Below are 14,642 nucleotides of genomic sequence, written 5' to 3'. Positions count from 1 at the left end.
TGTTCTAATGAGGTGGCGTAATCGAACACCAAAATTGGAGAACAATAAATGTTCAGCAGAAATCGCAACGGGGTAGCCCAACTTGCTGGTACCGTCGCACTGCTTTTTGCATTCGGCGCCCAGGCAAAACCCATAGAAATCCCTGCGGGCTCTCAAGGTGGCGAATCCTCTATTGATGAGGTTCGCGGAATGAAGAAAAATGACGTCACCACTCGACTTGGCGACCCCTTGAGTATTAAAGGCCCTATTGGTGAACCGGCTATCACTCGCTGGGAGTACACTGATTTTTACGTCTTTTTCGAACAGGATACCGTTTTACATACCGTAGTTAAGCCCCGCGGCTAAACTGCCCCCGTCTGTTTAGTGCTCCAGGCAGAGCCCTCCTGCCTGGTTTCTCACTGTCCACAAACAGCCACTCCCATGGTCACTTTATCCAGACTTTTTCTAAAAGGACCATAGTGATGATGCCCTTGCGCCTGCTGGAGCCGGCGAGGCCGTACTAAACCCTGTATCGAGCCTTTGCCGCTCTACAGGCAGTCTCATTCACTGCAAAATCAGCCTGCCATCCGACCCTTTCAAGTACATTGCTGCCACTCCCCAATTCCACCACTGGCACCATAGTTTGGAAAAACCGGCAATTGCCACCAACCACTCAGCCCACACGACCTTATTCGACGGGCTGCTCAACACTATGCACTTTCCCGGGGAGCGCTGGCCACGGCAAGTACGGAACCACCTGGAAACTGCCACAAAGCTATCCGGGACATACCCTCTATCCGGTTGCTGTATTCTTCAAGAAACATTGAACTGAATGGGGCCTAAAAATTGAAACCTATTGCCGTTTTCCTGCTGCTGCTCACCAGCCTTGCCAAGGCCGAGATCACCCTGGTGCAGGTCATCAAATCCGAGAGCAAGATGCTATTAATGGATGGGCAAAAGGTAGTAAAAAAATACCAGGTTGCCTTTGGCGAAACCCCGAAAGGGCACAAGTTACAGGAAGGCGATGAGAGAACCCCAGAGGGACGTTACATTCTGGACTACCAAAAGGAGGACTCCTCCTATTACCGCGCCATGCATATCTCCTACCCCAATACACAAGACAAAGCCCAGGCTGAAGCCCGGGGCGTATCTCCAGGCGGTTTTATCATGGTACACGGACAGCGCAACGGGCTGGGTTGGCTCGCGCCAATCACCCAACAGTTTAACTGGACCAATGGCTGCATCACCTCCGTAACGATGAAATGGATGAGTTTATGTCCCTGGTGCAAATTGGCACCCCAATAGAGATTCGCTGGTAGGCCCACCTACACCTACCCAAGTCGTCAAGGGACTGGATTTCCCTTCGGCAACACGTCAATATGCCCGCCGTAACTTCAGCTCAGTGGATTGCTCAACTTTTAGGCAAGTTTGCAGCATCCCACTTTCAGGACCAACGAGAAACCGATAGAAAATGACAGTAAAAGTTGAATCCGTAGATAGCCTATTGAAGTCCAGCGGCCGTGAGGGCGAACAAGTTCGCGTGCAGGGCTGGATCAGAACCCGCCGCGACTCCAAAGCCGGCCTTTCCTTCCTGGCCGTACACGACGGCAGCTGCTTTGACCCAATCCAGGTGGTCGCTGAGAATCACTTGCACAATTACCAGTCAGAAGTACAGCGCCTGACCACCGGCTGTGCGGTGGATATTATCGGCACCGTCAAGCCCTCCGAAGGCAAGGGGCAGTCTATTGAACTGCTGGCAACCGAAGTTCAAGTAGTGGGCTGGGTGGAAGACCCGGACACCTACCCAATGTCCCCCAAGCGCCACACCATGGAACACCTGCGTGAGCACGCTCATCTGCGCCCACGCACCAATGTAAGTGGTGCCGTGGCCCGTGTGCGAAACTGTATCGCCCAGGCCATCCACCGTTTTTACCATGAAAACGGCTTCCTCTATGTGCACACACCGATTCTCACCGCTTCCGACTGCGAAGGCGCTGGTGAGATGTTCCGTGTGAGCACTCTGGATATGGAAAACCTGCCGCGTACCGACAAGGGGGCGATTGATTACAGTAAGGATTTCTTCGGCGAAGAGAGTTACCTCACTGTTTCTGGCCAACTGAATGTCGAGAGCTACTGCCTGGCCATGTCCAAGGTATACACATTTGGTCCAACCTTCCGCGCAGAAAACTCCAATACCACTCGCCATCTGGCAGAGTTCTGGATGGTGGAACCGGAAGTAGCCTTTGCCGACCTGGCAGATGTTGCGGACCTCTCTGAGCAAATGCTGAAGTACGTGTTCAAGGCGGTATTGGAAGAGCGCGCTGACGATATGGCCTTCTTCGCCCAGCGTATCGACAAAGAGGCTATCAGCCGCTTGGAGAATATCGTCGATAATGACTTCGCCCGCATCAACTACTCCGAAGCAATCGAAATCCTGGAGAAGTGCAAAGAGAAGTTTGAGTTTCCTGTATCCTGGGGTATCGACCTGGCTTCCGAACACGAGCGCTACTTGGCCGAGAAACACTTCAAGAAGCCGGTTATCGTGATGAACTACCCGAAGGATATCAAAGCCTTCTATATGCGCATGAATGACGACGGCAAGACCGTTGCCGCCATGGACGTATTGGCACCAGGAATTGGCGAGATTATCGGCGGTGCCCAGCGTGAAGAGCGCCTGGAAAAACTTGATGAGCGCATGGATGAAATGGAAGTTCCCAAGGAACACCTGGGCTGGTACCGTGATCTGCGCCGTTACGGCACAGTACCCCATGCGGGCTTTGGCCTGGGCTTTGACCGCATCGTGTCCTACGTGACGGGTATGGGTAACATCCGCGATGTGATTCCCTTCCCGCGGACCCCCAAGAACATTTCGTTCTGATGTAAAAAAGCCCCGCGTCGCGGGGCTTTTTTTCGGCCTATACCCTTTCGGGAATCAATTCAGGCACTCTGACCTGTAGCCGTCGCGATAATGTCATCACTGGCTTTTTCACTGATCATATAAACCGGCACTACTATAAAAAAGCCCGGAATTCTAGGGAATACCGAAGCATCGACCACCCTCAGGTTATTGGTGCCATGCACACGGAACTTGCTATCCACCACCGCCATGGGGTCACTGGCCGGCCCCATTTTATTCGAGCAGGAAGCATGATGACCCCAGGACTGGTTTTTGACGAAATCACCGATCTGCTGATCTGATTGCACATCAGCGCCGGGCAACAATTCCCTTGATACATGTTTGCTGACAACTGGACCAGACATGATATCCCTGGAGATCTTCACGCCCTCAACCACCGCCTGCAAGTCATCTCCAGAGGCATCATTGCCCTCACCAAAGTAGTGGAAATTAATATCCGGAGTATCTCGTGGGTCAGATGAGCGGAGAGTCACCCGGCCTGCGGTATTATTAGTGTGCCCCTTCAGCACTATCCAGGAAAAACGGTCCTTATAATTTCTCAATGCCTCAGAGTAGCCTGGGAAGTAGCCATGGAAGTCCGAGGGTACACCGAAGATAAACAGGTCTGGATCTTCCAGGTCGGGTTTAGAGCGTTTTACCAGGGAGAGTACAGGGCCATTACCACTATAAGGCCCTTTGTTCAGCCATCCATAACGATAGCGATTCAGACAGGGATCTCCCTCCGCACCCCAGGTACAGTCTTTCAGTAGAGACAGATCCTCAGTCATTTCACTGACCACACCAACTTCATAGCGATCCTGAAGGTTTTCACCTACACCGGGTAAATCGACAACTGGATCAATACCGTGGTCACGAAGTTCATGTGCAGGACCCACTCCTGAGAGCTTTAACAACTGTGGACTGTTAAAGGCTCCCCCCGACAGAATAACTTCTCGGCTGGCACGCACCTGGCGCAGGGTACCAGCGGAGCCGCTCTCATCATAATAAGGATCGGCCTTGTACAAACTCGCACCATCCAGAAACTCAACACCAACGGCTGTATTACCCTCGAACAGCACCCGCGTAGCCAGGGCGTTGGTGCGAATATGAAGCAGGTTGGGATAGACCGCCTGGGTATCCAGCAAATGCTCACGCACACCGCTACGCCTGCTCCGGCTATCCGCCGCCATCGGCGCAATGAACGGACCCTCCTGCCCGTTGGCAACATCCCAGTGGTTGATATCCAGGTTCAGGTTCCCTTTAATAATCTGTTCAATCGCCCCTTCCAGACCGTACTTCGCCAGTGAAGCTTTGACAATTTTCAGAATTGCAGGGTCTTCCAACAACAATGCCGGGTTACCCCGATTTGTGGGCAACCAACCGTCAAATCCATGACGTGAAGGGTTTGAGAAAACTGGGCGAGACACATACTGGCAGCGTTCAATACGCTGGAAATATCGCCGCATATTCCAACTTTCCCAGGAGTTGTCCCCCGTGCTTTCCGCAATACGATCAAAATCATTATTATGGGGGTAAACAGTGATCAGCGCATGATGGGTGGTGCAACCGCCAATCGTTGCGGCGCGAGGATAAAGAATGCCTTTACCGGGCACAAATTTTCCATCCAGCTTTTGCTGGTTGAGATCGGCATAGTGTTTAACAAAGAAATCCCAGCTTAATTTTCGATCCTCTGATGCAAAGGGATGCCAGGCGGGGATGTTGTGTGTATCGTCGCTAGGATCATTGGCACCCGCCTCCAACACCAACACCCTGAAGCCAGCTCTTGCCAGGTTGGCTGCTAACGGGCCTCCACCAGCACCAGAACCAACTATTACATAATCATATTCATCATAAAATTGTGTGGAATTGCCTGTGAAGGCAGAACTTAACCCTGTTGCTACCGCACCTGCCCCCAGACCAGCCTGCAGGGCGCGTTTAGCAAAGGTTCGACGACTAACGCCCTTAACAGGCTTGTCTTTATTGGGTGATTTTTTACTATCCATACTTATTATCCATTCTTGTATTACGAGGTCTCAATGAGTGCCCCACCGGAAGTCAAAACTCACAAAATGAAAGCTCAGCAAATATCAGCCTCACCCTTCCAGACTATCCTTCAGAATTTTCAAAGCAATTTATACATCCAGAATTTGGACGTGCATCTCAAAACGGCAGTCTCTATTTCATAAAATAAAACAAGGCAGAACACTAGCTAACCAATATCAATAACTAAAAAAACTCACATCCATAATATTAATATCGTAACCCAGGATAAATAGTGAGGATACACTTACATGGAAAGCAAGATCCTTTCTCAATATTTGTGTGCGCAAATGAAAGGAAATAACTAACGACACAACCTCCATTCAAGGTGGGTCGAACTTTAAATACTTTAAAATATCTAAATATTATCGATCATCAGGCCGTGGTGATGGGTTATAAATCATCAAGAAAACTGGACAATCTGTAAGATTTTCACTCCCAATCTTCGAATTTTATAAAATAGATCAGATGTACAATCAAGCCGGCTTCCCTTAACCTACCGTGCTGCTTATGCGCCAAGTTAATAAATAGGTAAAGATCCGTTGAGGCACTTTCAACCTAACTGAATTACCGCTTATACACTCAAAATCAAGGAAAACAAACCATCTGGCAAACAATAAAACAAAAATGACCCAAGGCGACTACTTGCATAAGGGAGAGAATAATGCCGCTCAGCGAATTTTATATTGTTTCTGAAGCGCTGCCCAAGTCTGGAGCTCAGGCTAGTCCAGCGGACACTCAGGGGGCCTCACTTAACTGGGACACCACTGAGCTTAACGATAAAAGGGTCAATATTGCTAATGGAAAAGGGGTTCAGGTTTTCGATCGCAACAGTATAAATAACTGATCACTCAGCGGATGGGTTTACCGATTCTCCGCGCGTATGTTACCGTCTAAAGGACGGAAAATTGTTGAGCAACAACTAGGCCAATACTGTATTTCACCAGCGAGAAATATGACCGAAGACAGGTTCCTCGAACTTCTCAAAGAAATGACCCTAAGTGCGACAACCCTACTCAAGAGGCAGGGAAAAAAGTGTAAATAAAAAAATGTATATCCTCTATATAACGGGATTCAACTTAAACGACTGCAGTGAGTTCCGTATTGATACAGTGAAAAACCGACATCAGGCCCTAGTGGGATACAGGCTAGTACAATGTTATGCAATCTCCTAGAAACCAACTGCGAACCTGAGATTATTAAATTGATCACACTAATCAGGCAATATTCCGCAACAATGAAATCAAACTTTTTATCAAGCTTCCAAATTCGTAAATTTACCATATTAGATTCCGGGAAATCTGCCGCTCGCTCATAACTCTCAAATAACATATAGCAAAGTAAAGTTTAACTTACCCTCTTTATTCGCTGTCAAGATTCCACAGGTCATGATAAATCCACCTGAGTCCTTTTGTCAGGCCAACAGGGAACGTTGAAAAGTGATCTGTGCCTACAACCACCTCATCCTCAATATGTAGCCCCTGATAATCACGGGAGCGTAATTGCTTAACAAATCTCTGGTGTCCATCCACCATATCATTGAGCATCCCCCTTTTCTTGGCCTTCTCCAAAGCACCAGTAGCCATAAAGATATTTACATTGAGTGACTTATTTTTCTTTGCGTACTCTTCTTCAACATCAAAAACCATTTCATCCTTGAACCACAAAGAGGGACTTGTCAGGATATAACTGGAAAACAGCCGCGGCTTTTTAAAAAGGGCCCAGGCACCGAAAGATCCCCCCAAAGAATGGCCAGAGAGAATACGCCTCGATGAATTGACACGATAGCGAGTTTCCACAAATGGGATGACTTCACTCTCAATAAATCTTAAGTATTTCTCTGCTCCTCCAGTCTTATACTTCTTCCAGCTTTTATCGTATTCTGGAGTAAGATCTCGAACCCGACTGTACTGCCCGCTTTCTCCATGCGCAAAAGAAATGCCAACAACAATCGCTTTATTCATTTTCTTAAAATGTGTAGCACCCGCGGCAACCTTAAAAGTATGCGGCCCATCATTTAAATATAGTACAGGGTAATCCCTCTCTCTATTCACCTCTTCAAAGTACCCAGCAGGCAATTTGATATAAAGATCATACTTCCGACCCAAGATTTTTGATCTAATCGTGAAACTTCTAGAGTCTTGAATTTCAAAAGCACCTGAAAGCTGGGTAATAAGCTCATCCGAAGACACCTGATATGAGGTTAGCAGTAAGGCCACAACTAATATACTTCTAATCACCAATACAACCCACTTATTATTAACTTTAAAACCGCCACCCATAAATGCCGGAACACTCAATAGAAATTAATATCAATTGAATCAACTCGACAGAATAACCTTGTATTCCTCAGGCATGATTTAATAGATGGATACCTTCCCGTGAACCCAAATACAATTTAGGCTGGCTACCCTATATGTTATCTTAGAGATTTTCCCGTCAGCGCAGCCGACTTTCTGTGAAACCGCAATTCCCGATCAGTCTTTTCAACATGATTCTCGAAAAGTTTTAGCATTGCCCCAGACAAGTGATCTGAAGCGGGAAGGTCTAACCTGAGCGGGTCTATTGCTTTACCATTTTTATGAATTTCATAGTGTAGATGCCGGCCTTGAACCCTACCTGTAGCCCCCAAATAACCTATCAACTGCCCCTGCTCCACTGTCACACCCGCTTTAATGCCTTTGGCATAACCTTTCAGATGTGCGTAAATGGTCTGAATACCTGATCTATGGCCAATTCGAATGTAATTGCCAAAGCTACCAAAGTAAGAGGCTCTCTCCACTGTCCCATCTCCAGCAGCCAGTATAGGGGTTCCTAATGGAGCACCGAAATCCAAACCATTATGCATTCTGGTATAACCCAGAACTGGATGTTTTCGTCTACCATAATAGGAAGATAACCGTGCATTCTCGAGCGGGGTTTTCATTAGAAAACTCCTGGAACTTTTTCCATTAGGATGGAAGTAATCAACCCTCCCAGATTTATCAAATTGATATCTGTAAAGAGAGGTGGCTTTACTCCCCAGTGACAGCGCCGTAAAATTTATTGAATGAAAATTTTCACTGCCATCCAGGTTATCTCGCAATGTACTATAGAATACAGAGAATCGGTCTCCAGAGTGAATCTCACGCTGAAAATCCACTTCGTAGCTTAAAATTTCATTCAATCTTACCAGTACTGCATTAGATAAACCGAGCCTTAATCCCGTATTATATAGACTGCCTACAATCTCACCTTCAACATAATGATACTGTAAAGCTGTTGGATTCTTATGTCTTACAGCGATAAATCCTTGATCTGTCCTCTTGACCTCCAGGCTCTCAGCAAATGCTAACTTCACACGAATACTTTGGAGCTGTGACTGCTCATCAAAGATTAATCGAAATTTCCTCCCAACTGCTACAGCATTGACATCAAGGTACTCCGACAAGACATCTAGAATCTCATAAGCATCCTCATCTCCAATGTGGTTTTCAGAAAACAAAGACAGCAGGCCTTGATTATTTGAAAGAGATACCTCTTTTACCTTACCAGACCTCTCTCGATCAATAGCAGAACCCTCTATACTGGGCACATAAATTGGGCCACTAAAAATTTTCAAAGAAGATTGATCAGATTTTTCAGAAAAAAATATTGATGCAATATCTTCATTGATTTGAATGATGTTTTCATAATGGTCCTGGGAATTTGCTTTCACCACATTTAGAGAAATTATCGCCACCAATAGCATATAAACCAAGTTGATAATTTCATAACCACAAGTAGCTGGAAACCGACCCAAAGTAATTTTACCCACCACAGACTTAGCCATAAATCAACCAGCCCACAACACTAATAAGTGCTCTGGATCAACTCTCTCACCTTTTTCTATGAGCTCAAAGTGAAGATGGGGACCTGTTACTTTTCCAGTAGCACCAACTGCTCCTATCTTCTGTCCCGCTTTTACTCTTTGTCCAATCTCAACCTCTCGAGTATCTAAATGTGAGTAAAGTGTCTGAGTACCCTCCCCATGATCAATAACAATAATTTTCCCATAATTTTTGTGTTTGTAGTGATCGGTTGAAACAACAATGATTCCATCAGCAGGGGCTACTATTGGCGTGCCCAGCACGGCAGCAAAATCAGTACCCCTATGAGGATTTTTTCTGAAAGTATTCAACTCACCAAATTGGCTACTTATACGTGCATTTTCAACCGGAATAATCCAATCCACTATTTCAAAGCTAGATATTGACAAACTAGGCTTTGCCAAGACACCTCCAACCGTAAAAAGTGAGGTGCAGATTAAAAGTAATACTCTTAAGGTCCCAGACTTTAACTTGTTAATCCTAGAGCCTTGAGTAGCCTCCCTAATATTTACCATTCTCCTCTTAAATAGAGATAGCTGGCTAATTTCATTAAATGCCGAAATGCCAATCACCCCCTTACGATTATCTACCCCTGAGCACTGCTGTAACGTACGTAGCATTGCCTGGGCATATATCTTTCCAATTCCAGCATCAGAGGATTTCAACACATGCCGATCGCAACTAAGCTCCACAGCCCATATAAATTGGGTTTTAAACCATCTGATAAATGGAATAAACCACAAAAAGCAACCCAACATATGAACAAGCATGATCAGCATGGGATCTCGCCTTCTGATATGGGTTAACTCATGCTCCATAACCAGCTCTTTTTCCTTCGCATCCATCGATAACATGTAGCTAGGTAAAATGAGCTTGTGTCTAAATAGACCAACGACAAATGGAGAGCACTTGGCTTCTGTAAGGATTACTTTCACATTATTCTTAGCCAAATAATCATATTGTAAGTTAGTTAGCAGGCTACCAAGAATTTTTCGCCCAACATCAATTTCATTAGCTATGTCAAGCTCTCTCGCCAGTCGGCAATGCCTCCGAACCATCAGTGTCAGACTTAGCAATGTCCCGCCAATATACAAAAGCGCCCAGCCAACCGCTAAAATATCAATGTTATTCAGCGTTAGCGTCCTGTCCTTCTGCAGAGAACTTTCACTCAAACTTCGGCTGAAAACTTCCGCTGGAGGTGCAATATCATAGCTGAATTCTGGCACCAACCCTGTTGATGAAAGATCTAAAAACTGAGCAAGAAAAAATGGCAGGCTAATCACGCAGAAGGCACACAACCAGAAGCTACGCCAGTAATTAACTACCTTAACCCTGGCACTGGCATAAGAAGTAATACCTCGTAAACCAACGTATATCATGCACGTCCAAAAAAGACAGAATACTGACACCACCAAAAGGTTGAGCGCATAGGGAGATAGAGAGGAGATTATTTCCGACATTGTTAGTTCCTACCCTCCTCAATTCAATCTGCATCTGGCCAGCCATTCAGCATTTCTTGCAACTCTTCCAACTCCTTCTCATCCATTAACTTGCTATTGGCAAACATGGCAATAGGAAGTGGGCCATCCAGTTCAAGAACCCGTGTCGCAAAGTCTGTAGCATATTGAGCAAGTGTCTCAACCTTATCGAGGGCAGCCTTATAGACTTGAATGCCGTGTACCTCTGACTGGATCACCAGTGATTTATCACGCATTCTGTCTAATGTCTTTCGCGTGGATGAATAAGACCATTGGAGTTCAAATTTCACTTTGTCGTGTATTTCTCTCGCGCTTTGCGGGCTTTGCTTCCAAAGCGCTTTCAAGAGGGCGAGCTCTGAGGGAGACGGCTTAGATTCTTTCATTAATTTTCTTCTCGTGACATCAGCTTCACAGTCGCTACAATAGACGCAAGTGTGCGACATATGTCGCACACTGTCAAATAGTAAGCCACAACAAATAGCGGCCTATGAGCCGGTCAATTTTTAATCACAACTTAACGATAACGATCGCATCGTGGGAACCAAAAGGTTTCTAAGCCGGGAAGACTTTGAAGGTTACAAGGATGCCGAATCTAGCACTACAAAAGGGAAAAGTGCTTATAGTGGCTGGTTATATATTGTTGCGGCAAAGTCTAGCCAGACACACCTCTAAGCAAATTTCTCAAAGTCTCTGAGATCGGAAGTTCGATCTGTAGCTGATGGCCGGGAAAACTTAAGATAAGTACAAGCGACATGGCAGGATCGCTCAGTAATTCACGGCAGTAATGTTCTGCCAGCTGATTCAGTTGCGGCATCAGCAGTTCGGTACTGATAGCACTAATAACAACACCGTACGGCAACCCGCTTCCTCAATTCTCGGGCGCTCTCTCTACGCAGGGTGAAAATCGGTGCTATCTACTGCAGCCTCTACATCGGCGGCAAACTGGTTCATATCGTTAGCTTCCTGCATTTTCAGAGTCGTTAGCCGGAGATTGTCTTTCGCTTCACACAGATGCTCACCAATACAGCAAATGCGAGCGGTGGCTTCAAGGAGAGGGCAAATACTGTCTTCCACCTCGGCAGTAACAGCATAGGTTGCAGAGACCTACACCTCAAATGTATCAATTTCCGGCATGGTTTCAAGCTTCACACCGGGCACGGCAAACAGCACATTCAACACCAGAATCAGACGAGAAGAACTATACAATACCTCGTACAACTGCACTTCAGATTAGCCGCTCTCAACCCCTGGTAAATAGCGCTTAAGTCATCCTGGGGCTTCAATTAAGCCCCTAGACACATAGACACATAGACACATAGACACATAGACACATAGACACTTTTCAGCGTGTGAGGGTAAGCACGAAAACATAAGTAACCGCCAAGTCCTCTTCAACCTCCTGACCAGCCTATAGACGGAAAAAAATAGTAGGAATACAAAAATTAATGATCCACTCAATCCAAATACTCGTATAGAGGCCAGATTTAATCAGTTTTTGCATGAAACTATGAAAAGCATCTCAATAAGGAGGCTGACAAAGCAGCAACTCAGCCAACTCAAAACTGAATTTCCAAACGAGAAATATTGACCGTCATCGCTAAAATAACCTGTATCTCGCAGGAGAAGAAAAATGATTATATTTAAACCAATTCAAATAAAGGCCTACAAAACAAAGCTGATTAGATACAACAAAACTTCAAAAAATAAAGAGCTGCCGTTTAGAGGCAGCCCTATCAAAAATAATAAAGTTCAAAAAAACCATAGCTCTGATGAAATTGACAACCCCAAATAACCCAACCACTTAAAAATTATCTGACCAAAAGAAAGATGTGCCTGGAACCTGTATATCAAGAAAAACAATTTAGATTATTATAATTATTCTTGTAGCTGGCTATTTTTAACAGGGTCACTCTTAATCTATGCTGCAATTAACACCCTGACTTCCTCCAAGAGCCTAATACTTACTTTCAAGGATAGATATTTCCAACACTCACCACTAGTGATTGCGCCAAAAAACGGACATCTTAAACGCAGGCAAGCCACAACTATGAGGATATAAAAGGCCCCTAAAGGAGCCTTTAACTTTTACGCAGATCCGCTCAAATCAAAGAGACTCAAATCTTGCAGTAAAGTGTCTTAATACCGGCGGCTCATATTCAAAAGTCAATCCTTTCAACTCATGGGCCCGGTTTTGCAGTTCGATAATTGCATCGGCGATATAGTCCATATGATCATTGGTATATACACGGCGCGGAATGGTCAGGCGCATCAACTCCAAATCAGCCTTTTTTTGCTCGCCGGTTTCCGGATCGCGCCCCAATAATAATGAACCAATTTCTACCGCGCGGATTCCCGCTTCCAGATACAGGGCATTGGTCAACACTTGCGCAGGGAACTGCTCTGGCGGGATATGGGGCAAGATTTTGGCGGCATCAACAAACACCGCATGGCCGCCTGTAGGGTACTGGATTGGCACTCCCCCCTCTCGTAAGCGCTCACCCAGGTATGCTACCTGGTTTATACGGTAATGCAGGAAGTTCTCATCGGCAGCCTCATAGAGACCTCGTGCTAACGCCTCCATATCGCGCCCTGCCATTCCACCATAAGTCACAAAGCCTTCCATAGGCACACAACGAGTGCGCACAGCTTGGAATAGCTCCTCATGATCGCGGATACAGCACAAGCCCCCGATGTTCACCATCGGATCTTTTTTAGCAGACATAGTCAGCATATCCCCGTACTGATACATCTCGCGGATAATTTCCAGGATCGACTTATCCTGGTAGCCCTCTTCGCGCTGCTTGATAAAATAGGCATTCTCACAATAACGAGCCGAGTCGATTACTACGGGAATATCGTATTTTTTGGCTATTTCATAAACCGCGCGCATATTAGCCATAGATACTGGCTGTCCGCCGGAGCTATTACAGGTTATCGTGGTGATAATCGAACAAATATTGTTCGACCCATATTCTTCAATCGTCTCAACCAGCCTCCCCAGATTGAAATTTCCTTTCCAATCATAGGCGGTGGTGGTATTAAAGGCTCGTTCATCCACCACATTAATCGCTTTACCACCATTCAACTCGATGTGGCCAGCAGTCGTGTCAAAGTGGTAGTTGGAAATAAATATCGGCGTAGTGCCGCCACGTACCTGACGCATACGTTCGATCAGTGCGGGAAACAGGATCTGCTCGGCTCCCCGGCCCTGGTGTGCAGGAACGGTTAATTTATAGTCAAAAAAATGTTCAACTGCATTACAAAGGTTGTAATAGTTACGGCTACCTGCATAAGATTCGTCACCCAACATCAAGCCAGCCCACTGATTATCGCTCATGGCACCAGTACCAGAGTCAGTCAGTAGATCGATGTACACATCATCACTACGTAGCAGGAAAGGGTTCAAACCAGCTTCCGCCAAGGCCTCTTCCCGGTCGGCCAATGTTGTCATTTTGATTGGCTCAACCATCTTGATACGGAATGGTTCAGGAATACGCTTCATCATTATTTTCCTTGTAAGTCCTGACAGCGAAAACTGAGCTTCAGACTTCAGCCACACTGTATGCTGTTTCAACACGGATATAGTACAGATGAAGGGATGAATAGGCTAATGGTAAAAAGTTCATCGAAGGGATATATACAGACACAAGAAAATGTAAAATACCAACACCAAATTCTATCTATTTTCTCTATGAAAATTCACGATAGGATTCATTTTCCCTAAAGGGCAGTGAACAATGCCTCATCATTATCAGTAACCTGCAGGCAAGCATTAACCCTTTCTAGCTTTGTTGGATTTTCACGATAAGAAACACCACACGCACTTTCTGAACAATCAACCCCAAGAAAAATTAACGGAAAAACACACTTCCTAACTAAAAGTTAGGCCAACAAAACCGCTAATATCCTTACAACTCCCAAAGTTAGAGTTCTCAGCAGTTTTTTCAGTATTATTTAAGCAGCTAAACTTTCGCATTGATCTCCACTTTAATCCCCACCGGATCAAAAAATACTAACTGCCTGAGGTCACGTCCAGGCACATCCATCTGTTTATTAGAAACGCCTAAAGAGTCCAGCCGTGCCTTTATCGTTTGAAGATCATCTGTATGGAAAGCCACATGATCCAAATACGGCTTTGAGGGCTGCTCGCCAGAGACCTCCCCTTCAATCAAATGAAGAATAGGTTTGCCGTTTCCGTAAAGCCAAAATCCATTGCGATTAAAATTTGGACGATCGCCCTCGGTTAAGCCCAGGACTTCGGTGTAGAAGTCCCGAACGCGAACCAATTGGTCCATGGGTGCGGTAATATTAAAATGATCCAGTTGCATAACGCCTCCCTGTGTTATTTGTCTGGCTGTAAAGCAGTGCGAAGGTGCACCGCTTTACAATATAAGACATAAG

At 45.7% G+C, this 14,642-nt stretch carries 13 protein-coding genes; 5 read left to right on the top strand and 8 right to left on the bottom strand.

The features are described from left to right. The first annotated feature begins 48 nt into the window (after nucleotides 1–48). The 3 genes from GL2_RS16675 (at nucleotide 49) to asnS (ending at nucleotide 2,857) form a co-directional block, all read left to right on the top strand. Nucleotides 49–345: a hypothetical protein gene (locus GL2_RS16675; protein ID WP_143731701.1), complete on the top strand. Its 297-nt coding sequence runs from the start codon at nucleotides 49–51 to the stop codon at nucleotides 343–345. Nucleotides 346–825: 480 nt separating this feature from the next. Further along, nucleotides 826–1,284, top strand: coding sequence for a murein L,D-transpeptidase family protein (locus GL2_RS16670; RefSeq protein ID WP_232053658.1), 459 nt, complete (start codon nucleotides 826–828; stop codon nucleotides 1,282–1,284). Nucleotides 1,285–1,450: 166 nt separating this feature from the next. Continuing rightward, a complete protein-coding gene (gene asnS / locus GL2_RS16665) occupies nucleotides 1,451–2,857 on the top strand; it encodes an asparagine--tRNA ligase (RefSeq protein WP_143731700.1) in 1,407 nt (468 codons plus the stop codon). A 59-nt stretch (nucleotides 2,858–2,916) separates the two neighbouring features. Here asnS and GL2_RS16660 read toward each other — a convergent pair whose 3' ends face one another. After that, the gene (locus GL2_RS16660) at nucleotides 2,917–4,878 is read right to left on the bottom strand and encodes a GMC family oxidoreductase (protein WP_143731699.1); all 1,962 of its coding nucleotides are present in this window, start codon (nucleotides 4,876–4,878) and stop codon (nucleotides 2,917–2,919) included. A 701-nt stretch (nucleotides 4,879–5,579) separates the two neighbouring features. Between GL2_RS16660 and GL2_RS16655 the strand changes: the two genes are divergently transcribed. Then, nucleotides 5,580–5,762: a hypothetical protein gene (locus GL2_RS16655; protein WP_143731698.1), complete on the top strand. Its 183-nt coding sequence runs from the start codon at nucleotides 5,580–5,582 to the stop codon at nucleotides 5,760–5,762. 514 nt (nucleotides 5,763–6,276) lie between these two features. On the opposite strand, the gene GL2_RS16650 is transcribed toward GL2_RS16655, so the two are convergent. The 5 genes from GL2_RS16650 to GL2_RS16630 all read right to left on the bottom strand — a co-directional run bounded on the left by GL2_RS16650 (nucleotide 6,277) and on the right by GL2_RS16630 (nucleotide 11,315). Continuing rightward, entirely contained in the window at nucleotides 6,277–7,215 is a 939-nt protein-coding gene (locus GL2_RS16650) for an alpha/beta hydrolase (protein WP_232053657.1), read from the bottom strand. Between the two features lie 119 nt (nucleotides 7,216–7,334). Beyond that, a complete protein-coding gene (locus tag GL2_RS16645) occupies nucleotides 7,335–8,726 on the bottom strand; it encodes a M23 family metallopeptidase (protein ID WP_143731697.1) in 1,392 nt (463 codons plus the stop codon). A 3-nt stretch (nucleotides 8,727–8,729) separates the two neighbouring features. Continuing rightward, the gene (locus GL2_RS16640; protein WP_143731696.1) at nucleotides 8,730–10,223 is read right to left on the bottom strand and encodes a M23/M56 family metallopeptidase; all 1,494 of its coding nucleotides are present in this window, start codon (nucleotides 10,221–10,223) and stop codon (nucleotides 8,730–8,732) included. A 23-nt stretch (nucleotides 10,224–10,246) separates the two neighbouring features. After that, entirely contained in the window at nucleotides 10,247–10,624 is a 378-nt protein-coding gene (locus GL2_RS16635; RefSeq protein ID WP_143731695.1) for a BlaI/MecI/CopY family transcriptional regulator, read from the bottom strand. Nucleotides 10,625–11,129: 505 nt separating this feature from the next. Beyond that, entirely contained in the window at nucleotides 11,130–11,315 is a 186-nt protein-coding gene (locus GL2_RS16630) for a hypothetical protein (RefSeq protein ID WP_143731694.1), read from the bottom strand. Nucleotides 11,316–11,871: 556 nt separating this feature from the next. Between GL2_RS16630 and GL2_RS21555 the strand changes: the two genes are divergently transcribed. Further along, nucleotides 11,872–12,033 (top strand): hypothetical protein, encoded by a 162-nt coding sequence (locus tag GL2_RS21555; RefSeq protein ID WP_172621183.1) that lies wholly within the window; start codon nucleotides 11,872–11,874, stop codon nucleotides 12,031–12,033. A 312-nt stretch (nucleotides 12,034–12,345) separates the two neighbouring features. Here GL2_RS21555 and GL2_RS16625 read toward each other — a convergent pair whose 3' ends face one another. Together GL2_RS16625 and GL2_RS16620 are read right to left on the bottom strand one after the other, a co-directional pair. After that, nucleotides 12,346–13,746: a tryptophanase gene (locus tag GL2_RS16625; RefSeq protein WP_232053656.1), complete on the bottom strand. Its 1,401-nt coding sequence runs from the start codon at nucleotides 13,744–13,746 to the stop codon at nucleotides 12,346–12,348. Between the two features lie 457 nt (nucleotides 13,747–14,203). After that, nucleotides 14,204–14,569, bottom strand: coding sequence for a VOC family protein (locus tag GL2_RS16620; RefSeq protein WP_143731693.1), 366 nt, complete (start codon nucleotides 14,567–14,569; stop codon nucleotides 14,204–14,206). Between the last annotated feature and the right edge of the window lie 73 nt (nucleotides 14,570–14,642).

Source organism: Microbulbifer sp. GL-2, assembly GCF_007183175.1.
Lineage (GTDB): Bacteria > Pseudomonadota > Gammaproteobacteria > Pseudomonadales > Cellvibrionaceae > Microbulbifer.
Note: the sequence above shows the minus strand (reverse complement) of the source record. Positions and strands in the feature narration are given on the sequence as shown.

Excerpts from the sequence above, each read along its gene's own strand:
- GL2_RS16645 (WP_143731697.1), bottom strand. The coding sequence starts at position 8,726 with ATGGCTAAGTCTGTGGTGGGTAAAATTACTTTGGGTCGGTTTCCAGCT.
- GL2_RS16625 (WP_232053656.1), bottom strand. The coding sequence starts at position 13,746 with ATGATGAAGCGTATTCCTGAACCATTCCGTATCAAGATGGTTGAGCCA.
- asnS (WP_143731700.1), top strand. The coding sequence starts at position 1,451 with ATGACAGTAAAAGTTGAATCCGTAGATAGCCTATTGAAGTCCAGCGGC.
- GL2_RS16655 (WP_143731698.1), top strand. The coding sequence starts at position 5,580 with ATGCCGCTCAGCGAATTTTATATTGTTTCTGAAGCGCTGCCCAAGTCT.
- GL2_RS16660 (WP_143731699.1), bottom strand. The coding sequence starts at position 4,878 with ATGGATAGTAAAAAATCACCCAATAAAGACAAGCCTGTTAAGGGCGTT.
- GL2_RS16620 (WP_143731693.1), bottom strand. The coding sequence starts at position 14,569 with ATGCAACTGGATCATTTTAATATTACCGCACCCATGGACCAATTGGTT.
- GL2_RS16675 (WP_143731701.1), top strand. The coding sequence starts at position 49 with ATGTTCAGCAGAAATCGCAACGGGGTAGCCCAACTTGCTGGTACCGTC.
- GL2_RS21555 (WP_172621183.1), top strand. The coding sequence starts at position 11,872 with ATGATTATATTTAAACCAATTCAAATAAAGGCCTACAAAACAAAGCTG.
- GL2_RS16635 (WP_143731695.1), bottom strand. The coding sequence starts at position 10,624 with ATGAAAGAATCTAAGCCGTCTCCCTCAGAGCTCGCCCTCTTGAAAGCG.
- GL2_RS16640 (WP_143731696.1), bottom strand. The coding sequence starts at position 10,223 with ATGTCGGAAATAATCTCCTCTCTATCTCCCTATGCGCTCAACCTTTTG.